This is a genomic window from Leclercia pneumoniae (assembly GCF_017348915.1).
Classification (GTDB): domain Bacteria; phylum Pseudomonadota; class Gammaproteobacteria; order Enterobacterales; family Enterobacteriaceae; genus Enterobacter; species Enterobacter pneumoniae.
In genome coordinates this window covers 3739645-3762547 of sequence record NZ_CP071383.1, presented here as the reverse complement: position 1 = coordinate 3762547, position 22903 = coordinate 3739645, and the positions used below count along the sequence as shown (strand labels likewise).

At 55.9% G+C, this 22903-nt stretch carries 24 protein-coding genes; 14 read left to right on the top strand and 10 right to left on the bottom strand.

The genetic code is table 11. The features are described 5' to 3' along the window. The first annotated feature begins 21 nt into the window (after positions 1–21). The 4 genes from nlpI to mtr all read left to right on the top strand — a co-directional run bounded on the left by nlpI (position 22) and on the right by mtr (position 4439). On the top strand, positions 22–906 hold the full coding sequence (gene nlpI / locus JZ655_RS18240; protein ID WP_040073899.1) for a lipoprotein NlpI: 885 nt from the start codon (positions 22–24) through the stop codon (positions 904–906). A gap of 107 nt (positions 907–1013) precedes the next feature. Further along, a complete protein-coding gene (gene yrbN, locus JZ655_RS18235) occupies positions 1014–1094 on the top strand; it encodes a protein YrbN (RefSeq protein WP_097397692.1) in 81 nt (26 codons plus the stop codon). Further along, positions 1087–3051, top strand: a complete 1965-nt coding sequence (locus JZ655_RS18230; protein ID WP_207292465.1) for a DEAD/DEAH family ATP-dependent RNA helicase — start codon at positions 1087–1089, stop codon at positions 3049–3051. Before yrbN ends, JZ655_RS18230 begins: the two co-directional genes overlap by 8 nt. A 143-nt stretch (positions 3052–3194) precedes the next feature. After that, a complete protein-coding gene (mtr, locus tag JZ655_RS18225; RefSeq protein ID WP_207292464.1) occupies positions 3195–4439 on the top strand; it encodes a tryptophan permease in 1245 nt (414 codons plus the stop codon). Between the two features lie 46 nt (positions 4440–4485). Here the strand turns inward: mtr and JZ655_RS18220 are convergent, their stop codons facing one another. From JZ655_RS18220 to ubiU, 3 genes are all read right to left on the bottom strand, one after another. Next, positions 4486–5493 (bottom strand): luciferase-like monooxygenase, encoded by a 1008-nt coding sequence (locus JZ655_RS18220; RefSeq protein ID WP_040073902.1) that lies wholly within the window; start codon positions 5491–5493, stop codon positions 4486–4488. 80 nt (positions 5494–5573) lie between these two features. Beyond that, the gene (locus tag JZ655_RS18215; RefSeq protein ID WP_040073903.1) at positions 5574–6452 is read right to left on the bottom strand and encodes a U32 family peptidase; all 879 of its coding nucleotides are present in this window, start codon (positions 6450–6452) and stop codon (positions 5574–5576) included. Between the two features lie 7 nt (positions 6453–6459). Further along, the gene (gene ubiU, locus JZ655_RS18210) at positions 6460–7455 is read right to left on the bottom strand and encodes a ubiquinone anaerobic biosynthesis protein UbiU (protein ID WP_046885790.1); all 996 of its coding nucleotides are present in this window, start codon (positions 7453–7455) and stop codon (positions 6460–6462) included. 219 nt (positions 7456–7674) lie between these two features. Between ubiU and ubiT the strand changes: the two genes are divergently transcribed. Both ubiT and JZ655_RS18200 read left to right on the top strand, forming a co-directional pair. Next, positions 7675–8199: a ubiquinone anaerobic biosynthesis accessory factor UbiT gene (ubiT, locus tag JZ655_RS18205; RefSeq protein WP_207292463.1), complete on the top strand. Its 525-nt coding sequence runs from the start codon at positions 7675–7677 to the stop codon at positions 8197–8199. Further along, entirely contained in the window at positions 8193–8696 is a 504-nt protein-coding gene (locus JZ655_RS18200) for a GNAT family N-acetyltransferase (RefSeq protein WP_046885792.1), read from the top strand. Before ubiT ends, JZ655_RS18200 begins: the two co-directional genes overlap by 7 nt. Before the next feature lies 1 nt (position 8697). Here JZ655_RS18200 and JZ655_RS18195 read toward each other — a convergent pair whose 3' ends face one another. Further along, positions 8698–8982 (bottom strand): GIY-YIG nuclease family protein, encoded by a 285-nt coding sequence (locus JZ655_RS18195; protein ID WP_040073907.1) that lies wholly within the window; start codon positions 8980–8982, stop codon positions 8698–8700. A 53-nt stretch (positions 8983–9035) separates the two neighbouring features. On the opposite strand from JZ655_RS18195, the gene JZ655_RS18190 reads away from it, so the two are divergent. Further along, positions 9036–9470: a YhbP family protein gene (locus tag JZ655_RS18190; protein ID WP_207292462.1), complete on the top strand. Its 435-nt coding sequence runs from the start codon at positions 9036–9038 to the stop codon at positions 9468–9470. Here JZ655_RS18190 and JZ655_RS18185 read toward each other — a convergent pair. Then, entirely contained in the window at positions 9450–9968 is a 519-nt protein-coding gene (locus JZ655_RS18185; RefSeq protein WP_040073909.1) for a type 1 glutamine amidotransferase domain-containing protein, read from the bottom strand. The genes JZ655_RS18190 and JZ655_RS18185 overlap by 21 nt on opposite strands. A 127-nt stretch (positions 9969–10095) precedes the next feature. On the opposite strand from JZ655_RS18185, the gene JZ655_RS18180 reads away from it, so the two are divergent. Continuing rightward, positions 10096–10740, top strand: coding sequence for an NAD(P)H-binding protein (locus JZ655_RS18180; protein ID WP_046885793.1), 645 nt, complete (start codon positions 10096–10098; stop codon positions 10738–10740). A 40-nt stretch (positions 10741–10780) separates the two neighbouring features. Next, positions 10781–11818 (top strand): permease, encoded by a 1038-nt coding sequence (locus JZ655_RS18175; protein WP_207292461.1) that lies wholly within the window; start codon positions 10781–10783, stop codon positions 11816–11818. Positions 11819–11880: 62 nt separating this feature from the next. On the opposite strand, the gene dolP is transcribed toward JZ655_RS18175, so the two are convergent. From dolP to JZ655_RS18155, 4 genes are read right to left on the bottom strand one after another with little or no spacing between them, the layout of a single operon-like run. Further along, positions 11881–12456, bottom strand: coding sequence for a division/outer membrane stress-associated lipid-binding lipoprotein (gene dolP, locus JZ655_RS18170; RefSeq protein ID WP_207292460.1), 576 nt, complete (start codon positions 12454–12456; stop codon positions 11881–11883). A gap of 9 nt (positions 12457–12465) precedes the next feature. Beyond that, a complete protein-coding gene (diaA, locus tag JZ655_RS18165; RefSeq protein WP_003861754.1) occupies positions 12466–13056 on the bottom strand; it encodes a DnaA initiator-associating protein DiaA in 591 nt (196 codons plus the stop codon). 21 nt (positions 13057–13077) lie between these two features. Further along, positions 13078–13473, bottom strand: coding sequence for a YraN family protein (locus JZ655_RS18160; protein ID WP_207292459.1), 396 nt, complete (start codon positions 13471–13473; stop codon positions 13078–13080). Beyond that, positions 13431–15596: a penicillin-binding protein activator gene (locus JZ655_RS18155; RefSeq protein ID WP_207292458.1), complete on the bottom strand. Its 2166-nt coding sequence runs from the start codon at positions 15594–15596 to the stop codon at positions 13431–13433. Before JZ655_RS18155 ends, JZ655_RS18160 begins: the two co-directional genes overlap by 43 nt. 62 nt (positions 15597–15658) lie before the next feature. Between JZ655_RS18155 and rsmI the strand changes: the two genes are divergently transcribed. Then, entirely contained in the window at positions 15659–16522 is an 864-nt protein-coding gene (rsmI, locus tag JZ655_RS18150; RefSeq protein ID WP_207292457.1) for a 16S rRNA (cytidine(1402)-2'-O)-methyltransferase, read from the top strand. Positions 16523–16666: 144 nt separating this feature from the next. Here rsmI and garD read toward each other — a convergent pair whose 3' ends face one another. Beyond that, positions 16667–18238 (bottom strand): galactarate dehydratase, encoded by a 1572-nt coding sequence (gene garD, locus JZ655_RS18145; RefSeq protein ID WP_040073916.1) that lies wholly within the window; start codon positions 18236–18238, stop codon positions 16667–16669. Positions 18239–18648: 410 nt separating this feature from the next. Between garD and garP the strand changes: the two genes are divergently transcribed. The 4 genes from garP to garK are packed head-to-tail and all read left to right on the top strand — an operon-like array spanning position 18649 to position 22897. Beyond that, a complete protein-coding gene (garP, locus tag JZ655_RS18140) occupies positions 18649–19983 on the top strand; it encodes a galactarate/glucarate/glycerate transporter GarP (RefSeq protein WP_040073917.1) in 1335 nt (444 codons plus the stop codon). A gap of 15 nt (positions 19984–19998) precedes the next feature. Further along, complete coding sequence (gene garL / locus JZ655_RS18135; RefSeq protein ID WP_040073918.1) at positions 19999–20769, top strand: 2-dehydro-3-deoxyglucarate aldolase; 771 nt, start codon at positions 19999–20001, stop codon at positions 20767–20769. Between the two features lie 31 nt (positions 20770–20800). Further along, a complete protein-coding gene (gene garR / locus JZ655_RS18130; RefSeq protein ID WP_046885798.1) occupies positions 20801–21691 on the top strand; it encodes a 2-hydroxy-3-oxopropionate reductase in 891 nt (296 codons plus the stop codon). 60 nt (positions 21692–21751) lie between these two features. Then, entirely contained in the window at positions 21752–22897 is a 1146-nt protein-coding gene (gene garK, locus JZ655_RS18125) for a glycerate 2-kinase (RefSeq protein WP_207292456.1), read from the top strand. The last annotated feature ends 6 nt before the right edge of the window (positions 22898–22903 follow it).

Here is a 22903-nt window from a genome sequence, read left to right as displayed (position 1 = left end):
TGTTGTCTTCGGGAGTGGGAAATGAAGCCTTTTCTGCGCTGGTGTTTCGTTGCGACAGCTTTAACGCTGGCAGGATGCAGCAACTCTGCCTGGCGTAAAAGTGAAGTCCTCGCGGTACCATTGCAACCGACTTTGCAGCAAGAAGTGATTCTGGCTCGCATGGAACAAATTCTTGCCAGTCGGGCTTTAACCGATGACGAACGCGCACAGCTTTTATATGAGCGCGGAGTGTTGTATGATAGTCTCGGTCTGAGGGCACTGGCGCGAAATGATTTTTCACAAGCGTTAGCCATCCGACCCGATATGCCTGAAGTATTCAATTACTTAGGCATTTATTTAACGCAGGCAGGCAATTTTGATGCTGCCTATGAAGCGTTTGATTCTGTACTTGAGCTTGATCCAACTTACAACTACGCGCACTTGAATCGCGGTATCGCCCTGTATTACGGCGGTCGTGACAAGTTAGCGCAAGATGATCTGCTGGCGTTTTATCAAGACGATCCGAACGATCCTTTCCGTAGCCTGTGGCTTTACATCGTTGAGCAGAAGCTTGATGCGAAGCAGGCCAAAGAAGCACTGAAACAGCGCTTCGACAAATCGGACAAGGAACAATGGGGATGGAATATTGTCGAGTTCTACCTGGGCAACATTAGCGAAGCAACGCTAATGGAACGGCTCAAGGCGGACGCAACGGATAACACCTCGCTCGCTGAACATCTCAGTGAAACCAACTTCTATTTAGGTAAGTACTACCTAAGTCTGGGGGATATGGACAGCGCTACGGCACTGTTCAAATTAGCGGTTGCTAACAACGTACACAACTATGTTGAGCACCGTTATGCATTGTTGGAATTATCGCTCTTGGGCCAGGAGCATGACGACCTGGCAGAATCGGACCAGCAATAGCTGACGACATAAACATCAGCCCGTAATCTTTTGATTGCCATCACCTTCACTGGTGAGGGCGTTGTTGTTCGTCAATACACCTACTTTGAGCCGGTTCACACTTTTCAATGAAAATTGCTAATCATTTTCACGATGAGCTAAGTAGACTGGCCGCCATTAATATCGAGGCACTTGTACTACATGGCTGAATTCGAAACCACTTTTGCAGATCTGGGCCTGAAGGCTCCTATCCTTGAAGCCCTTAACGATCTGGGTTACGAAAAACCATCTCCGATCCAGGCAGAGTGTATCCCACATCTGCTCTCTGGTCGTGACGTGCTGGGCATGGCCCAGACGGGTAGCGGTAAAACTGCGGCGTTCTCGCTGCCGCTGCTGAACAACATTGATCCGGACCTGCGTGCACCGCAGATCCTCGTTCTTGCTCCAACCCGTGAACTGGCTGTTCAGGTTGCTGAAGCAATGACTGAATTCTCTAAACATATGCGCGGCGTAAACGTGGTAGCCCTGTACGGCGGCCAGCGTTATGACGTGCAGTTACGCGCCCTGCGCCAGGGCCCACAGATTGTCGTCGGTACGCCGGGCCGTCTGCTGGATCACCTGAAGCGCGGTACCCTTGATCTCTCTAAACTGAGCGGTCTGGTACTGGATGAAGCAGATGAAATGCTGCGTATGGGCTTCATCGAAGACGTAGAAACCATTATGGCGCAGATCCCGGAAGGTCATCAGACCGCTCTGTTCTCTGCAACCATGCCAGAAGCTATCCGTCGTATTACCCGCCGCTTCATGAAAGAGCCGCAGGAAGTACGCATTCAGTCTAGCGTGACCACGCGTCCTGACATCAGCCAGAGCTACTGGTCTGTGTACGGCATGCGTAAAAATGAAGCGCTGGTACGCTTCCTGGAAGCGGAAGATTTTGATGCGGCGATTATCTTCGTGCGTACCAAAAACGCGACCCTGGAAGTGGCTGAAGCGCTGGAGCGTAACGGCTATAACAGCGCAGCGCTGAATGGTGATATGAACCAGGCTCTGCGTGAGCAGACGCTGGAACGTCTGAAAGACGGTCGTCTGGATATCCTGATTGCAACCGACGTGGCAGCACGTGGTCTGGACGTTGAGCGTATCAGCCTGGTTGTGAACTACGACATTCCAATGGACTCCGAGTCTTACGTTCACCGTATCGGTCGTACCGGTCGTGCGGGTCGTGCTGGCCGTGCGCTGCTGTTCGTTGAGAACCGCGAGCGTCGTCTGCTGCGCAACATCGAACGCACCATGAAACTGACCATTCCAGAAGCAGACCTGCCAAACGCAGAGTTGCTGGGCAAACGCCGTCTGGAAAAATTCGCCGCTAAAGTTCAGCAGCAGCTGGAAAGCAGCGATCTGGATCAGTACCGTGGTCTGCTGGCGAAGATTCAGCCAGTGGAAGAAGGCGAAGAGCTGGATATGGAAGCTCTGGCTGCGGCACTGCTGAAAATGGCTCAGGGCGAACGTACCCTGATCGTTCCGCCAGATGCGCCAATGCGTCCTAAGCGTGAGTTCCGTGACCGTGACGACCGTTTCGAGCGTCGTGGTGATCGTAACGACCGTGGCCCACGTGGCGATCGTCCAGAGCGTGGTGGTGAAGACCGTCCACGTCGTGAGCGTCGTGACGCTGGCGATATGGAACTGTACCGTATTGAAGTTGGCCGTGATGATGGTGTTGAAGTTCGTCATATCGTTGGCGCTATCGCTAACGAAGGCGACATCAGCAGCCGTTACATTGGTAACATCAAGCTGTTCGGTACCCACTCGACTATCGAACTGCCGAAAGGTATGCCGGGCGAAGTTCTGCAGCACTTTACTCGCACCCGCATTCTGAACAAACCGATGAACATGCAGTTGCTGGGCGATGCTCAGCCGCGTCCTGACCGTGGCGGCGAACGTCGTGGCGGTGGTGAGCGTCGTGAAGGTGGTCGTAGCTTCGGCGGCGGTGAGCGTCGTGAAGGTGGTCGTAGCTTCGGCGGCGGTGAGCGTCGTGAAGGCGGTCGTGGTCCTCGTCGTGAAGGCGCTGCGCCAGGCGCGGGTCGCTTCAGCGGTGAACGTCGCGAAAACCGTGGTCCACGTCGTGACGAAGGCACCAGCCGTCGCCGCTTCGGTGGCGATGCGTAACCCCTGCGTTAACTAGCGTAAAGTAATCTATACAGCCCCGGTAATCATTATCGGGGCTTTTTTTATTCCTTTTGTACTCTTGTACTGGTACAGTGCAGCGCATTGATATGCTGTACCAAATTTATGACTGGAGATCTGGCTGTATGGCGACACTAACCACCACCCAAACGTCACCTTCGCTGCTCGGCGGCGTGGTGATCATCGGCGGCACCATTATCGGCGCGGGGATGTTCTCCTTGCCGGTGGTCATGTCCGGGGCGTGGTTTTTCTGGTCACTGGCAGCGCTGGTCTTTACCTGGTTTTGTATGTTGCACTCCGGGCTGATGATTCTGGAAGCCAACCTGAACTACCGCATAGGTTCCAGCTTCGACACCATTACGAAAGACTTGCTGGGCAAAGGCTGGAACCTGGTAAACGGTCTCTCCATCGCCTTCGTGCTTTATATCCTGACGTACGCCTACATTTCTGCGAGCGGTTCTATTCTGCATCACACCTTTTCAGAACTGTCATTAGACGTGCCGGCGCGTCTGGCGGGGTTGTGCTTTGCGCTGGCGGTGGCCTTTATCGTCTGGCTGAGCACAAAGGCCGTCAGCCGCATGACGGCCATTGTACTGGGCGCCAAAGTCATCACTTTCTTCCTCACCTTTGGCAGCCTGCTGGGGCATGTGACGCCAGCAACGCTGTTTAACGTGGCGGAAAGTCATGCCAGCTACACGCCGTACCTGCTGATGACCTTACCGTTCTGTCTGGCGTCGTTCGGTTATCACGGCAACGTGCCGAGCCTGATGAAGTATTACGGCAAAGATCCGCGTACCATCGTGAAGTGCCTGGTGTACGGCACGCTGCTGGCGCTGGGGCTGTATGTCATCTGGCTGCTGGGGACGATGGGTAACATCCCGCGTCCGGAATTTATCGGCATTGCGCAGAAGGGCGGAAACATCGATGTGCTGGTGCAGGCGTTAAGCGGTGTACTGAACAGCCGCAGTCTGGATCTGCTGCTGGTTATCTTTTCGAACTTCGCGGTGGCAAGTTCCTTCCTCGGCGTGACGCTGGGCCTGTTTGATTACCTGGCGGATCTGTTTGGCTTTGACGATTCCGCGCCGGGGCGCTTCAAAACCGCGCTGCTGACCTTCCTGCCCCCGATTGTGGGTGGTCTGATGTGGCCGAATGGTTTCCTGTATGCTATCGGCTATGCGGGGCTGGCGGCCACCATCTGGGCGGCAATTGTTCCTGCGCTGCTCGCGCGTAAATCACGTCAACGCTTCGGCAGTCCAACATTCCGCGTCTGGGGTGGAAAGCCGATGATTGCCCTGATTCTGGTCTTCGGGGTGGGCAACGCCCTGGTGCACATCCTGTCGAGCTTTAATCTGTTGCCGGTATATCCGTAAATCGGGTTCCCTTGCCCTCTCCCCACGGGAGAGGGCAGAATCACAACTAACCCACCAATTCCTCTTTCACCTGCATCGCCAGATCAAACGAGTGTAAACGAGCCTGATGATCGAAAATCTGGCCGTTGACCATAATCTCGTCGGCCTGGGTTTCACGCAGAACCGCTTCCAGCCCGTGGCGTACTTTCGCTTTATCGCCCACCAGCGACATACTCAGCGCCTGCTGAACCCCGTACTGCTCGGAGGCCGACCACAGCTGATGGATATTATCGACCGGCGGCGGTAACTGCCCGCTTTCGCCGCGACGCAACTTCATAAACGCCTGCTGCATAGAGGTAAAGAGGAACTCTGCATCGCGGTTGCTATCGGCAGCAACAATGTTAATGCAGACCATCGCATACGGCTTCTCAAGGCGCGCAGACGGCTTGAACTGGGTACGATAGAGATGCAGCGCCTGGTGCAGCATATCTGGCGCGAAGTGCGACGCGAAGGCAAAAGGCAGGCCAAGCTGGGCTGCGAGCTGGGCGCTATAAAGGCTAGAGCCCAGCAGCCAGACGGGGATCTTCTCGCCATAGCCCGGCACCGGGCGGACATGAGGATTCGGGTCGCGAGCGTCGAACCACTCGACGAGCTCAAGCACATCGCGGGGGAAATTGTCTACATCGCCGCTCATATGGCGGCGCAGCGCGCGCATCGTGGGCTGATCGCTACCAGGCGCACGGCCCAGACCTAAGTCGATGCGCCCCGGGTAAAGGGTATTTAAGGTCCCGAACTGCTCGGCGATGACCAACGGAGAGTGGTTCGGCAGCATGACGCCACCTGAGCCCAGGTGCAGCGTGGTGGTATTCGCGGCCAGATAGCCCAGCAGCACGGAGGTTGCCGCACTGGCGATGCCCACCATATTGTGATGTTCCGCCAGCCAGTAGCGATGATAGCCACGCTGTTCAGCCTGACGCGCGAGATCCAGGGAGTGTGAAAAAGCCTCTCGGGCAGAGGAGCCTTCAGGGATCGGTGCCAGATCCAGCACCGAAAACGGAATGGTTTTATCAGTCATAAGAGCTCACTTTGTTCCGGTTAATCTTTCCATACTGCATTAAAGATTAGCTAAAGTTGTTAACAAAGTGAGCTATTACGTCAGCCCTGCAGCTCCAGCCCGGCAAGGCGTTTCCAGTAGCCGTTGCAGTCACTGTTGGCAGTCAGCGGCAGGGGGGCTTCGCCGTGTTGATTGGCGCGAAACGCATCGAGCATGGCGAACACGTTAGTATCCAGTGGGGACAAGCGCACCATATCCACCAGCCCGTCCATCGACGTCAGCTCGTTACCGAGATTGTAGACATAGCCGCTCATGGTCTGAATACCGTTGAGGACGAACACCTGCTGATTTTCCTGCGACAGCATGCTGCGCCCGTTCGGGTACTTGATGCAGCAGGTTTCGCATTCGTCCTTCGGACGGTCTTCCGAGCGGGCGGTAAAGCAGCGGGCAGAGTAAGCCAGCGGCAGATGACCATAGCTCAGCACCTCCACTTCAAACTGATTGCGGATCCCCAGCGTTTCGCACTGGTCTAGCAAATTGACCAGCCAGTCACGCGACAGCTCAACCGGCATACACCAGCGGGTCATCCCCTGTTTAAGCAGCAGACGCAAGGTTACGGCGTTATAGCAGTTCAGCGCATGGCCTGCGACAAACGGCAGCTTGCGCTCGGCGCACAGGTTCACCACCCCCAGGTCGCTGGCCTCGAGTAAAAACTCACCGTTATCAACGTATCGTTTTATTTCGCCCAGCTCAGAGGAGGCTTGCACCAGCGCAAGCGTTGAAAGCACCACCTGTTTGCCGCTGCCCGCCAGATTTTTTGCCATCTCAAGCCAGTCACCCACTTTTGTGGCGCGGCGTTTACTGCACACCGCTTCGCCAAGATAGATCACATCGGCGCTGCTGGTGGCCGCCTGCTGATAGAACGCTTCCAGCGTCTCTTTCGGCCAGTAGTAAAGTACCGGCCCTAAGGAATATTTCATGGTTATCTCACTGCCATTTACGGTGATACGCGCCAAGCGTAGTTTGGGTGCCTTCGGACATGGCGCCGAGCGTCTCCATCCAGGCGGGCTGTGGCGCATAGTTTTGTGGATCGGCCATACAGCGATCTATCGCCTGACGCCACACTTTTGCCACCTGGCTAACGTAGGCCGGGCTACGCTGGCGGCCTTCAATTTTCACCGAGGCGATATTCGCAGCCAGCAGTTCTGGTAATAGCGACAGCGTGTTAAGGCTGGTGGGCTCTTCGAGAGCGTGATAGCGCTCGCCGTCCACCAGGTAACGGCCTTTACACAGCGTTGGGTAGCCTGCGTTTTCCCCCTCCTGGTAGCGGTCGATCAACACATCGTTCAGGCGAGACTCCAGCCCTTGCGGTGTCTGCTGCCAGCGTACAAAGCGGGCAGGGGAACATGCGCCAACGGTATTGGGCGATTCCCCGGTTAAATAAGAGGAGAGGTAGCAGCGCCCTTCGGCCATGATGCACAGGCTGCCGAACGCAAAAACTTCCAGCGGAACTGGCGTGACGCGCGCCAGTTGCTTAACCTGATGAATAGAGAGCACCCGCGGCAATACGACACGGGCAACATCGAAGTGACGATGATAAAAACGGATCGCTTCTTCATTGGTCGCCGAGGCCTGTACCGAGACATGGCGCTCAATATGAGGATAGCGTTCTGCGGCATACTCCAGCATAGCGAGATCGGCCAGGATCAGCGCATCGGCACCTGACTGAGCTGCCATATCCACCGCGCGCTCCCAGCGGGAATAGCCATCCGGGTGGGCGAAGGTGTTAATCGCAATATGCAGTTTACGGCGATGCTGGTGCACAAAACGAGCGGCTTCCTGCAGTTTTTTCTCGGTAAAATTGAGGCCTGCGAAGTGGCGGGCGTTAGTGTCATCTTTCAGACCGATGTAAACCGCATCGGCGCCATTTTCGATAGCCGCCTTAAGCGCCGGAAGATTTCCGGCAGGACAGAGCAGTTCCATAATGTATCCTGACGTTCGCAGCCCAGGGGATGCAAAAATGTTATAAAACAGGGATTTTAATGAACCCCCTGGGGACAAATTTTGATTTGAGGCAGTTAATCGCGTATTGATGGGACCAATAATGGCCGATGAAGGTCGCTGGTTTGTTGATTTACGCCGCTATACCGACGACTGGATATGGCAATATATCGGGACTATAGATATCAGGGAGAAAAGTTCGTGCTGGAAAAACTGCGTTCACGACTCGTACAGGCAGGCCCGTCACTGTTAAGTTTGCCGGTGAAGCTCACCCCCTTTGCACTGAAGCGCCAGGTGCTGGAACAACTGCTAAGCTGGCAATTCCGCCAGGCGCTGGAAGAGGGCGAGCTGGAATTTCTGGAAGGGCGCTGGTTAAGCATCACCGTTCGTGATATCGGTCTTTGCTGGTTTACCTCTGTTGAAAAGGGTCGGCTGGTCGTTCGTGAATCTGCCGACGCCGATGTCAGTTTCAGCGCAGATGCCAGCGATCTCCTGATGATCGCAGCGCGTAAACAGGATCCGGACACGCTCTTTTTCCAACGCCGTCTGGTGATTGAAGGGGATACCGAGCTAGGCCTGTATGTGAAAAACCTGATGGATGCCATTGAGCTGGAGCAGATGCCAAAAGCGTTACGCATGGCCTTGCTGCAAATGGCCGATTTTGTCGAGGCAGGTCTGAAAAGCCCGCCGGAGAGTAAACACACTTCAGTAGGTGAGCCATGCTGATTCGAGTTGAAATTGGGATTGATGCCCCCGGCATCGATGCCTTGTTACGTCGCGCTTTCGAAGGTGAGGGTGAAGCGCAGCTGGTGCATAATCTTCGTGAAGATGGCCTGATCACCCTTGGGCTGGTGGCGACCGATGATGAGGGGCAGGTCGTTGGTTACGTCGCGTTCAGCCCGGTTTCCGTACAGGGTGAAGAGCTGCAGTGGGTCGGTATGGCTCCGCTGGCGGTAGACGAAAGTTACCGTGGCCAGGGGCTGGCACGCCAGCTGGTTTATGAAGGGCTGGACTCCCTGAACGAGTTTGGCTATGCCGCCGTGGTCACTCTGGGCGACCCTGCCTTTTACAGCAAGCTAGGCTTTGAAAAGGCAGCCCATTACGATCTGCATTGCCGCTGGCCGGGTACGGAATCTGCGTTCCAGGTGCATCGTCTGGCTGATGACGCGCTGCAGGGGGTAAGCGGCCTGGTTGAGTATCACGACCACTTTAACCGTTTTTAACTCACGGCGTTAGCAGGCTCTCGCGTAGCGCCTCGAACGATCCATCCCCGGCGACGAGGCGCTCTTTCTGGCGCTTCGTAAGCTGCTTGATCCTGTATTCCAGCCGCAGCGCCAGCGAGCGCTCACCCACCGGTGCGGCAAACGCCAGCTGCAGCTCACCTTTTCCCCGCAAGGCTTTTGCCCCTTTTCCGGTTTGATGTTGCAAGAAACGCCGCGCCACATCGGTGGTGATCCCCGTGTAGAGTGCGTTATCAGCGGTACGGATAAGATAGAGAAACCAGCACACGGCTATCAATTCGTTATGTTAAGGTGAACGCACCTTAGCAAGAGAGACGCAAAATGGAAACACTGCCCACCATTAACTGCTGGCTGGCAAAGCAGCACGTCGTGACCTGGTGCGTACATCACGAGGGCGAAATGTGGTGTGCGAATGCCTTCTATTATTACGATCCACAGGCTGTGGCTTTCTACGTCTTAAGCGAAGATAAGACGCGTCACGCACAAATGACCGGGCATCAGGCGAAAGTAGCAGGCACTGTCAATGGCCAGCCAAAAAGCGTGGCGCTGATCCGCGGTGTGCAGTTTAAAGGGGAGATTCGCCGCCTGGAGGGAGAGGAAAGCGACGCGATGCGTAAGCATTACATCCGCCGCTTCCCAATTGCCGCAGCGATGTTAGCGCCGGTATGGGAGATCCGGCTCGATGAACTGAAGTTCACCGATAACACGCTGGGCTTTGGTAAAAAACTGCACTGGTTACGCGCCGAGCAGGCGTAGCGCTTCCCGGTTGAAGGCAGGCAGATCGTCTGGCGTACGGCTGGTGACCAGTTGGTCTTTATCGACCACCACTTCCTGGTCGTAAAAATCTGCCCCGGCATTTTTCAGATCAATGACTATCGGTTTAACCGCGGTCAGCTTACGTCCGCGCACCACATCCGCGCTGATCAGCAGTTGGGGGCCATGGCAAATGGCGAACACCGGTTTCCCGCTGGCAACGAAATCGCGCGTAAAGGTAACGAAACGGTCATCTCCGCGCAGCGAGTCCGGGGAGTGGCCACCCGGCAACAGCAGGGCGTCGAAATCTGACGGGCTGACCTCATCAATGTTTTTATCGATGGTCACTTTCGCCTCGCCTTTATGCCCCGTGACGGTTTTGCCGGTCTCTTTCTCAATGGTGATGACCTCATGTCCCGCTTTGCGGAACGCCTCAGCGGGTGAGGTGAATTCTGAATCTTCAAACTCGTCGGTAATCAGGACCGCAATTTTCTTGCTCATGTTTCCTCCGTTGTTTTGGCTTCAGACAGATTTTTCTACGTTTGTGGTAAATACTTACCTCACAGACTTCTAAGTGTGGTCGAGCAGGGCAAAATCGCCTACGGACTATTCTGCAAAGGGGAAAAAAATGAGTCAGGTGCTAATTACCGGCGCCACCGGACTGGTGGGCGGGCATCTACTGCGAATGTTAATTCAGGATCGGCGGGTAAATTATATCGCCGCCCCCACGCGTCGTCCGCTGGCGGATATTTCGGGCGTTTTTAACCCTCACGATCCGCAGTTGAGCGATGCGCTGGCGCAGGTCCAGGACCCGATTGATATCGCTTTTTGCTGTCTGGGAACCACCCGGCGCGAAGCGGGCAGCAAAGAGGCTTTTATCCATGCGGACTACACCCTGGTCGTGGATACCGCCCTGACGGCGAAAAAGCTGGGCGCTAAACACTTCCTGGTGGTCAGCGCAATGGGGGCCAGCGCCCGCTCTCCCTTCTTTTATAACAAAGTGAAGGGGAAGATGGAGGAGGCGTTAATCGCGCAGAAGTGGGAACGGCTGACCATCGTTCGCCCTTCCATGCTCCTGGGTGAGCGTGAAAAGCACCGTTTTAGCGAGTCCCTGTTTGCCCCTCTCTTCTCACTGTTACCGGGCAACTGGAAATCAATCGACGGACGCGAAGTGGCCAGAGCGATGCTGAGCGAGGGGCTTTCCCCCTCCAGAGAGGGGGTAAATATTATTCCTTCAGCAAAACTGCATGAAATTTCAAAAGGCGAGGCGTAATATCCCCGGGCAAAATTAAAAACACTCCCCGGGGAATGCTATGACTGGTCAGTCTTCATCTCAGGCGGCAACACCACTGCAGTGGTGGAAGCCCGCTCTCTTTTTTCTCGTTGTTATTATTGGGCTCTGGTATGTGAAGTGGCAGCCCTATTACGGCAAAGCCTTTACTGCCGCCGATACCCACTCGATCGGTAAATCAATTCTCGCTAACGCCAACAGCAGCCCGCTGCAGGCGGCGTGGGACTATGCGCTGGTCTACTTCCTGGCCGTATGGAAAGCTGCGGTGCTAGGGGTATTACTTGGCTCGCTGATCCAGGTGCTGATTCCACGTAACTGGCTGCTGCGAACCTTAGGGAAACCCCGTTTTCAGGGGACCCTGCTGGGTACGCTCTTCTCATTGCCGGGCATGATGTGCACTTGCTGTGCCGCGCCGGTGGCCGCCGGGATGCGTCGCCAGCAAGTGTCGATGGGCGGGGCGCTGGCATTCTGGATGGGCAACCCGCTGCTCAACCCCGCCACGCTGGTGTTTATGGGCTTCGTGCTTGGCTGGCATTTTGCCTTTATTCGTCTGGTCGCGGGTCTGTTGACCGTGCTGGTGGTGGCAACCCTCGTGCAGAGACTGGTGAAAGAGACCGCCTTGACCCCTGCGCCGCTGCAGGTCGAACTCCCGGAGCCGCAGGGCAGTTTCCTGTCGCGCTGGGGTAAAGCGCTCTGGCAGCTCTTCTGGAGCACGATCCCGGTCTATATCCTTGCAGTACTGGTTCTTGGCGCAGCCCGCGTCTGGCTCTTTCCGCATGCGGACGGTGCCGTTGAAAACTCGCTGCTGTGGGTGATCGCGTTGGCCGTGGCCGGTATGTTATTTGTAATTCCTACTGCCACCGAGATCCCGATTGTGCAAACCATGATGCTGGCGGGTATGGGCGTCGCCCCGGCGCTGGCACTACTCATCACGCTTCCGGCGGTTAGCCTGCCATCGCTTATCATGCTGCGTAAATCATTCCCGGCAAAAGCGCTGTGGCTGACAGGGATACTGGTTGCGCTGAGTGGAATCATTGTGGGAAGCATTGCGCTGGTATAAAAAAAGCCGGATGGCGTTAAGCGCATCCGGCCTGTTGTAAGACCTTCTTGAGGGCAAGAAGGTTATTTGATGAAGGTAAAGGCGGTAGTGACGTGCTTCACGCCGCTCACCCGGCTGGCGATATCCGCTGCCGCTTTACCTTCACGATCGGTAACCAGACCGAGCAGGAAGACTTCACCGTTCTCGGTGGTCACTTTTACGTTGGAAGATTTCACCTGATCGCTACCCAACAGCTGCGAACGCATTTTGGTGGTGATCCAGGTATCCGATGACGCAGTGGTCAGACCGATTGGCTGCCCCTGACGCACTTCGTTGAACACCTCTGTCGCACCTTCAACGCCCATGGCGATCTGCTTCGCACGGGATGCCAGTTCGGTGGTGGGCGCCTGGCCTGCCAGCAGAACTTTGCCCTGATAAGCGGTCACGTTGATGCGCGCTTCTTTCTTAATCTGTTCGTCTTTGGACAACGCGCTGTTTACACGCAACTCAAGGGTGCCGTCATCTACCTGCGTGCCCACGGAGCGTGGGTCGGTTGCGGCTTTGGTGCTCACTGCGGCAGTACCCACGACCGCTGCGGCGACACATCCCTGAAGCAGCAGCGCAGAAATAAGGACTGCGAGGGGCGAAAATGCCTTCATGTTGACTCCTTAATCATCCTGGTGAGGGAAAAGCGTGTTATCGATCAGATCGCATAAACAGTTCACCGTCAGCATATGCATCTCCTGGATGCGCGCACTGCGGTGAGAGGGAATGCGAATTTCCACATCCTGCGGACCCAAAAGCCCGGCCAGCTCGCCACCGTCGTATCCCGTCAGCGCTACGATAGTCATATCGCGAGTGACGGCCGCTTCTACGGCTTTGACGATGTCGCGGCTGTTACCGCGCGTAGAGATAGCCAGCAGCACATCACCGGCATGCCCTAACGCACGGACTTGCTTGGCATAGATTTCATCGTGAAGACGATCGTTAGCAATCGCTGTTAAGACCACGTTATCGGTATTAAGTGCAATGGCGGGTAAACTCGGACGCTCCGTTTCGAACCGGTTGATCATGCTGGCGGCGAAATGTTGGGCGTTGGCGGCCGAGGTACCATTACCGCAGCACAGAATTTTGTTGCCATTGAGCAGGGACTGCACCAGCGTCATCGCGGCGCGTGAGATGGCATCCGGCAGCGCTTCTGCCGCGGCTATCTGAGTCTGAATGCTTTCTGTGAAGCACACCTTAATTCTTTCGAGCACAATATCCCTTAACGATCTGGTTTACGCGTCTTCGCCGAAGGCGTTTTTAAGCCATTCGATGGCGTTTCCGGTGAAGGCTACCACATCGAACCGGCAATCCACAGTATCAAAACTCCCATTATGGCGGGCAAGCCACACGCGGGCGGTCTGTAATAATTTTTGTTGCTTGGCCCGGGTCACGCTGGCGGCGGCACCGCCAAAGTGGGATGTTTGTCGGTAGCGAACCTCGACAAACACCGTCACCCGGCCCTCTTTCATGATGAGGTCAATTTCACCGCCGCGCGCGCGGACGTTCGCGGCGATAAAGCGCAGTCCCTTGCTCTCCAGCCAGCGACGCGCCTGTAATTCCCATGCGTCGCCGGTCTGTTTACGGCTTAACTGGCCGGGACGATCTGCCCCTGCTGGTATTTGAGCCATGATAACTTCCTGTTAATCACGCAGTCCTGAGTCGCGGTCAGATCGCCGGTGTTGCCGCTAATTTCAAAGCCGGGTACCTGACGCATCTGAGAGAAGTGGTTTGCCAGCGCCCAGGCATCAACGCCCATGGCGTACAGGCGGGCCAGCGAGTAGTCGTTACGTACGCTGCCGAGTGCTTGCTGCATCAGCGCCGGGTTACTGCCGGCGAGCATAGGGATCTCACTGTACTGTAGACCTTCCATCTCCAGACGGAAGTCAGGGCCAGAGGTGCCCTGCGCGCTGCGGGAGCTGGCATACAGCGTCACGCCGCTCTGGCTACCATTGCGCATGGCAATCATCGGTTTGATAAAGGCGATCTCCTCCGGCGTGGCCACAATGTACGCTGAATCGACCTTACCGCCACCCGAGATTTGCGCATCCGTTGGTGGAGCCGGTATGTTCAGGCCGCCGATGGTCACACCCTGCTGCTGCGGCAGACTGGCGGTGACCGGGCTGCCACTCAGCGCGATACCTGCGCCGCCGTTAATCCCGGCGCGCAGCTCTGAGCTTGAGCCGAATTTCTGCTGCAGCACGATGCCGCCACCCAGCTGTTGCCACTCCTGGGCAAAGGCATTCGCGACGCGATCGCCCAGCGTAGAGCGTGGGGTCAGTAACAGGGGAGCCTGCTTACCTTGTTCATGAATATGACGTGCGGCGTCGCGGGCTTCGTCTTCAGGAGAGAGGGCGAAATAGCAGATATTGGCGCGGTTCTGTACCTGCTCTGGCTGATTAAGCGCCAGCACGTTCAACGAGGTGTTGCTCTTCATCAGCTCTTCCACGTTGTTTTTCAACAGCGGCCCGACCACGATGCTGGCGCCATCCTGTTGAACCTGAGCCAGCACCTGATCCAAAGGTTGTGCGCTGGTGTCATAAATCTTCAGCTCAGCACCCGGGTTCGCCGTGGTCGCTGCTACGGCCTGCGGTTGCGCAGCTGGTTGTTGTGGCTCAGTAGTCTGCGGTTGTGCCGCCTGTTGTTGTGGCTCCGTAGTCTGCGGCTGCTCCGTGGCTGCCGCATTCGTCGCCGGGGTGTCCTGCGGTTGCGGAGCTTGCTGGGTCGCCGGGGCTGCGGATGGGGTGGTAGGGGCGGTAACCGGGTTCTGCATCGTGCCCTGCGGCTGGGTCGCCGTCAGATCGCTGGTCTCTGCCGCAGAAGGGCTAACAACGTCATTCACGTTTGCAGCCTGAGCTGTCTGCGTCGGTACTGCGCTCCCCGTCACCGCCGTGGTGCCGTTTTTCGCGGCTTCAAAGCCTTGCTGGATGGTGCGTCCAAATACGGCTGCCTGGCCATTTAAAGGCAGCAGCAGCGCAATTTTGCTGGTGGAGGCAGGTTTGAAATTCTGCACGTTCACCAGCTGCGTTGGCAGCATTTTAGCACCAGGGTTGTTGGGATAACGGGTCTGCCAGTCGGTAATACCCGCTTTCAACATCGTGGGATCATTGCGGTTATCAAACCAGACGCGCTGGAGATCCAGCCAGCCCTGCAGAATGTTTTCATCGGCGTTGATCACCAGCTTACTGGCTTGATCCTGCGTCATGGACGACAGCGCCTGCCAGGTGGCATCAATATTCTTTTGCTTCAGATCTCCTGCCAGCAAAGGCTCTTGCGCAATCAGAGCACGGAGAAGCGTCAGGGAAGGGCGGCCTTGCTCGGTGGTAATGACGGCCTGCCAGTAACGTGCCTGCTGGTTGTTTTCCAGTGCATTGACGTCAATATCGGCAAGGATCTTTTTCGCGCCAGCAGCGTCGTTCTGTGCCACTTTCAGCTCAGCGGCAAGAAGCTGCTGCTCGCGACGCTGGCTGTCGGTGAGATCCTGCGGCAACTGGTTAAACAGTTCGCTTGCCCGCTGGGTTTGGCCTTCTTTCAGCAGTGCACGAATGGCAAGTAATTGCCAGTTGATCCTGGTATCATTCGAGCTCTGCTCCATCTGGTGCAGATAATAGCCGGAATCAGCCTGAGCAGTGCCCTCCATGTGAGGAGTCGTCTGATCGGGCGCCTGGGTGCCACAGCCTGCAAAAATCAGCGCGGCAACTACAAGGGGAAGGCTGCGCGTGACTTTGTTACGAAGAAACGTTAAGGGTACCATACTGTATCCAGTGATATTTTTTTACGCATGCTCAATATTAAATCGGCAATACGGATGAAACAATGAAACAACACGAAACGGCAGATAATTCTCAGGGTCAACTGTATATTATACCTACTCCCATCGGGAATTTGTCTGATATTACCCAACGTGCACTCACCGTATTGCAAAGCGTTGATTTAATTGCCGCTGAAGACACTCGCCATACGGGATTACTGCTACAGCATTTCGCTATCAGTGCGCGGTTGTTCGCGCTGCACGACCATAATGAGCAGCAAAAGGCAGAGACGCTGGTCGCGAAGCTGAAAGAGGGGCAGAACATTGCCCTGGTATCAGATGCCGGCACGCCGCTCATCAACGATCCTGGATATCACCTGGTGCGTACCTGCCGGGAAGCGGGCATCCGCGTAGTGCCACTGCCTGGTCCCTGTGCCGCCATCGCGGCCTTAAGCGCTGCGGGTCTGCCTTCCGATCGTTTCTGCTATGAAGGTTTCTTACCGGCAAAATCCAAAGGCCGCCGCGACGTACTTAAAGCGCTGGAAGCCGAGCCGCGCACGCTTATTTTCTATGAATCCACCCACCGCCTGCTGGAGAGCTTAGAAGATATGGTCGCCGTCTGGGGAACGTCGCGCTACGTGGTGCTGGCACGCGAGCTCACCAAAACCTGGGAGACGATCCATGGCTTGCCCGTCGGCGAACTGCTGGCGTGGGTTAAAGCCGACGAGAACCGTCGTAAGGGCGAGATGGTACTGATTGTGGAAGGCCACAAAGCCGAAGAGGACGCGCTGCCTGCCGATGCGCTGCGCACCCTGGCGCTGTTGCAGGCCGAGCTTCCCCTGAAGAAAGCCGCCGCGCTGGCTGCCGAAATCCACGGTGTGAAAAAGAATGCGCTGTATAAATACGCCCTGGAGCAGCAAGGGGAGTAAGCGGTGAGCCGGTATCACACCGGCCAGCCTCAATCTGGCCGTTGAGATCGCTTAACGGCTGGACACACTCGGCCGGCATCTTGCGCTGAATGCAGAATAAAAAAAGCATGGCCGAAGCCATGCTAAGCAAGGTTTACTGCCAACTCAGGTAACCGGCGCCGGGTTAAACACCGCCAGTTGATTGTGCAAGCCCCACTGGTCAGAGAAGGTTTTCTTACGGCCGCTCGCCACATCAAGAATAAAGTGGAACAGCTTCCAGCCCACATCCTCAATGCTCTCTTCACCGGTAGCGATGGTGCCAGCGTTGATATCCATTAAGTCAAACCAGCGGTTTGCTAACTCGGTGCGGGTGGCCATCTTGATCACCGGAACCGCCATCAGGCCGTACGGGGTGCCGCGTCCGGTGGTGAACACCTGTACGGTGATACCGGAGGCCACCTGCTGCGTGCCGCAGACGAAGTCGCTCGCCGGGGTCGCTGCGTAGATCAGACCACGTTTGGTTGGGCGCTGACCCGGGGACAACACTTCCACAATGGCGCTCTGGCCAGATTTGGCAATCGAGCCGAGGGCTTTCTCCACCACGTTTGCCAGGCCGCCTTTTTTGTTGCCCGGAGAGGGGTTAGCGCTGCGGTCGGTTTTACCCATATCAAGATAGTTGTCGTACCAGGCCATCTCTTCCAGCAGACGTTTACCCACCTCTTCATTGACGGCGCGTGGGGTCAGCAGATGGATTGCGTCACGCACTTCCGTGACCTCAGAGAACATTACCGTGGCGCCGCAGCGTACAAACAGGTCCGAGGCGTAGCCGACCGCCGGGTTCGCGGTCACGCCTGAAAACGCATCGCTGCCGCCGCACTGGGTACCCACAACCAGCTCGGAAGCCGGACATGTTTCACGCTGGCGTTGATTAAGTTTCGCCAGATGGCGTTCGGCCACCTGTAAAATGTCGTCGACCATCGAACGGAAGCCTACGTGCTGCTCGTCCTGCAGACGCACGATACTGGCGTCATCCACCGGAATAGCCTGCACATCTTCGGTGCCCATCAGCAGTTTTTCTGGCTGCAGTTTTTCACAGCCGAGCCCGATGACCATCACCTCGCCGCCGAAGTTGGGGTTCAGGGCGATGTTATGAATCGTCCGGATGGGGACGATGGCCGCCGGGGCGTTGATCGCCACGCCGCAGCCGTACAGGTGGTTAAGTCCTACCACGCCATCGACGTTCGGGTATTTGGGCAGGAGATCACGCTCAATGATTTTCACTACATAATCCACCACGCCTGCTACGCAGTGTACGCTGGTGCTAATGCCGAGCAGATTTTTTGTACCTACGCTGCCGTCTGCGTTGCGGTAGCCTTCAAAGGTGTAACCCTCGAGCGGCGGCAGCGGCTCCGGCACGCGGGTCGCCAGCGGCAGGGTATTCAGCGGTGGGGCTTTTGGCAGTTCGACCAGTGATTCATCGATCCAGCTGCCCTGTGGAATAGCACGCACCGCGTAGCCAATAACTTCACCGTAACGAACAATTTCGCCTTTCGCCGGAATATCCACCAGCGCCACCTTATGTCCCTGCGGGATATGCTCAATCAGCTCTAGTCCGTCCGGGAAGCGGGTTCCTGCTTTTAACCCATAATCGTTAACAATAATCGCCACGTTATCGGTGTCATGCACCTTTATATAAAACGCCGTCGGCGACTCTTGACGAATTTCGATGTCGGCCATTGTTCAGTATTCTCCAGCGAAGTTTTAGATATTAAAAGTCGATAAGAGGATGCTTATTTTCTTATTGTCAGAAATAAAGTCTCGGTCTTGTTGAATAAAGAATGTCAGGACTCCGGGAATAAAAATGTGATCATGATCACTCATCGGGGAGAGAGAGCGCCGCGACTGGCGGGTTATGCGTAAATCTGTGCATCAGCGCCCAGGATGTTGTGCATATGCTCAATATATTATTCGTTATTGGCGTGATAATTGAGCTTTAACACAATGTGCAGGTTGCGTCTGATGTTTATACTTATTCTCGATTTCATTGTATCTGGTTAATTAATTGATATTACCTGCTGTCTAAAATAACCAGGGAAACTTCTTCTTAAAATAATAAAAAGTATAGCGATGTGCCCGAGGAATTATATATGAGCCTGGATACTGCTGTAGAAACGAAAAAGGGTATTCATACCCGTCATTTAATATTGCTGATTATTTTTATTGTGACTGCGGTTAACTACGCTGACCGCGCGACCTTATCGATTGCCGGGACGGAAGTGGCAAAGGAGCTGCAGTTAAGTGCCGTGTCGATGGGATACATCTTCTCCGCATTCGGCTGGGCTTATCTGCTGATGCAGATCCCGGGCGGCTGGCTGCTGGATAAGTTTGGCTCCAAAAAAGTCTATACCTACAGTCTGTTCTTCTGGTCCCTGTTTACCTTCCTACAGGGCTTTGTCGATATGTTCCCGCTGGCCTGGGCCGGTGTGTCGATGTTCTTCATGCGCTTTATGCTCGGCTTCTCGGAAGCGCCCTCCTTCCCGGCAAACGCCCGTATCGTGGCTGCCTGGTTCCCGACCAAAGAGCGTGGCACCGCATCGGCGATCTTTAACTCTGCGCAGTACTTCTCGCTGGCGCTGTTCTCCCCGCTGCTGGGCTGGTTGACCTTTGCCTGGGGCTGGGAACATGTCTTTACCGTTATGGGTGTCATTGGCTTTGTGCTGACCGGCATGTGGGTGAAGTTCATTCACAACCCGACCGACCATCCGCGCATGTCTGCTGAAGAGCTGAAATTCATCTCTGAGAATGGCGCCGTGGTCGATATGGATCACAAAAAGCCCGGCGACAAAGCAGCGAATGGTCCAAAGCTGCATTATATCAAGCAGTTATTGACTAACCGCATGATGCTGGGCGTCTTTTTTGGTCAATACTTTATCAACACCATTACCTGGTTTTTCCTCACCTGGTTCCCTATCTACCTGGTGCAGGAGAAGGGGATGTCGATTCTGAAGGTGGGCCTGGTCGCCTCCATCCCTGCGCTGTGTGGTTTTGCCGGTGGTGTTCTGGGCGGTGTGTTCTCGGATCACCTGATTAAACGCGGTATGTCACTGACGCTGGCACGTAAATTACCTATCGTGCTCGGGATGCTGCTGGCCTCGACCATCATTCTGTGTAACTACACCAATAACACCACTCTGGTGGTGATGCTGATGGCGCTGGCATTCTTTGGAAAAGGCTTTGGCGCGCTGGGCTGGCCCGTTATCTCCGATACCGCGCCGAAAGAGATTGTCGGCCTGTGCGGTGGGGTATTCAACGTATTCGGTAACGTAGCGTCAATCGTCACTCCGCTGGTGATTGGCTATCTGGTAAGTGAGCTGCATTCGTTTAACGCGGCGCTGGTCTTCGTAGGCTGTTCGGCGCTGATGGCGATGGTCTGCTACCTGTTCGTGGTAGGCGACATCAAACGTATGGAATTGCAGAAATAAGCAAAGGTATAAGCGATGAGTAACGATATCTTCCCGAACAAATTCAAAGCTGCGCTGGCGGCAAAAGAGATTCAAATCGGCTGCTGGTCTGCCCTGGCGAGCCCCATCAGCACCGAAGTGCTGGGCCTGGCAGGTTTCGACTGGCTGGTACTGGACGGCGAACATGCCCCGAACGATATCACCACCTTTATTCCTCAGCTGATGGCGCTGAAGGGAAGCCACAGTGCACCGGTCGTGCGCGTGCCGACCAACGAGCCTGTGATCATCAAGCGCCTGCTGGATATCGGGTTTTACAACTTCCTGATTCCGTTTGTGGAGAGCGAAGAAGAGGCGGTGCAGGCGGTGGCCTCTACCCGTTACCCGCCGGAGGGGATCCGTGGCGTATCGGTTTCTCATCGCGCCAACATGTTTGGCACCGTGCCGGACTACTTAGCGCAGTCCAACAAAAACATCACCATCCTGGTACAGATTGAAAGCCAGCAGGGGGTGGATAACCTGGACGCTATCGCCGCCACCGACGGTGTAGACGGTATCTTTGTCGGGCCAAGCGATCTGGCCGCCGCTTTTGGTCACCTGGGTAATGCCAACCACCCGGACGTACAGCGTGCTATTCAGCATATTTTTGCCCGCGCCAAGGCACACGGTAAGCCGTGCGGCATTTTGGCGCCGGTTGAGGCTGATGCCCGTCGCTATCTGGAGTGGGGCGCAACCTTTGTCGCCGTAGGCAGTGACCTGGGCGTATTCCGTTCCGCCACGCAGAAATTAGCGGATTCCTTTAAAAAATAATCACCACTGAGAGAAAGAGAGAGACGCAATTATGACGATGAAAGTTGGTTTTATTGGCCTGGGTATCATGGGTAAACCAATGAGTAAAAACCTCATCAAAGCAGGTTACTCACTGGTGGTTGCTGACCGTAATCCCGACGCTATTGCGGATGTGATTGCCGCCGGGGCAGAAACAGCCGCCTCTGCGAAAGCCATTGCAGAGCAGTGCGATGTGATTATCACGATGCTGCCAAACTCCCCGCACGTAAAAGAGGTGGCGCTGGGTGAAGGCGGCATTATTGAAGGGGCGAAGCCGGGCCTGGTGGTCATTGATATGAGTTCTATCGCCCCGCTGGCGAGCCGCGAAATCAGCGAAGCGCTGAAGGCGAAAGGCGTAGATATGCTGGATGCGCCGGTCAGCGGCGGTGAACCGAAAGCGATCGACGGCACCCTGTCCGTGATGGTGGGCGGCGATAAAGCGATCTTCGACAAATATTATGACCTGATGAAAGCGATGGCGGGCTCCGTGGTTCATACCGGCGAAATCGGTGCCGGTAACGTGACCAAGCTGGCGAACCAGGTGATCGTCGCGCTGAACATCGCCGCGATGTCCGAAGCGCTGAGCCTGGCAACCAAAGCAGGAGTTAACCCGGACCTGGTCTATCAGGCAATTCGTGGCGGCCTGGCGGGCAGTACCGTGCTGGATGCGAAGGCACCTATGGTGATGGATCGTAACTTCAAGCCTGGCTTCCGTATCGATCTGCATATCAAAGATCTGGCGAACGCGCTGGATACCTCTCATGGCGTAGGGGCGCAGCTGCCGCTCACCGCAGCGGTTATGGAGATGATGCAGGCGCTGCGTGCAGATGGACTGGGCACGGCGGATCACAGCGCAATTGCATGCTATTACGAAAAACTGGCGAAAGTGGAAATCACGCGCTAACGAAGAAGGGCGCGGGGACGCGCCCGGTATTTCTGCCTCGAGCGGTAACAGGCTATAACTATGAAAATCGTAATTGCCCCTGACTCTTACAAAGAAAGTCTCTCCGCTACCGAGGTAGCGCAGGCAATAGAAAAAGGATTTCGGGAAATTTTCCCCGACGCAGAATATGTCACTGTTCCGGTCGCCGACGGCGGCGAAGGCACGGTTGAAGCGATGATCGCCGCCACTAACGGCGCGCTACAGCACGCTGCCGTCACCGGGCCACTGGGTGAAACGGTGAATGCCTGCTGGGGTATCTCTGGCGATGGCACCACGGCTTTTATCGAGATGGCGGCGGCCAGCGGCCTGGCGCTGGTGCCTCCGGCACAACGTAACCCCTTAACAACCACCTCTCGCGGTACCGGGGAGCTGATCCTCGCTGCGCTGGATAAAGGGGCGCGTAATATCATTATTGGCATCGGTGGCAGTGCCACTAACGACGGCGGCGCGGGCATGGTCCAGGCACTGGGGGCCCGGCTGGTGGATGCTAATGGCACCGACATTGGTTATGGCGGCGGAAGCCTGGTGGCGCTGAATCATATTGATACCAGCGGCCTCGACCCGCGCCTGAAGCATTGCGCTATCCGCGTGGCCTGTGACGTGACCAACCCGCTGGTGGGGGAGACGGGCGCCTCGAGGATTTTCGGCCCACAGAAAGGGGCGACGGAGGCGATGATTGTCGAGCTGGATACCAATCTTGAGCACTTCGCCGACGTGATTAAAGCATCGCTGCGTATCGACGTGAAAAATATGCCGGGTGCCGGCGCGGCAGGCGGTATGGGCGCGGCGCTGACCGCCTTCCTTGGTGCGGAACTGCGTAGCGGCATCGAAATTGTCACCCAGGCTCTGCATCTGGAAGAACATATCCACGATTGTACGCTGGTAGTCACTGGGGAAGGGCGCCTCGACAGCCAGAGTATTCACGGCAAAGTGCCGGTGGGCGTGGCAAGCGTGGCCAAAAAATATCATAAACCGGTGATTGGTATCGCCGGCAGTCTGACCCGCGACGTCGCGGTGGTGCATCAGTATGGTATCGATGCCGTATTCAGCGTGCTGAACAGTATTGGGACGCTGGAAGAGGCCTTCCGTAACGCATCGGATAATATTTATCGCGCTTCGCGCAATGTTGCCGCCACCTTAAGGGTGGGGATGCACACGCGAGGGTGACAGCGG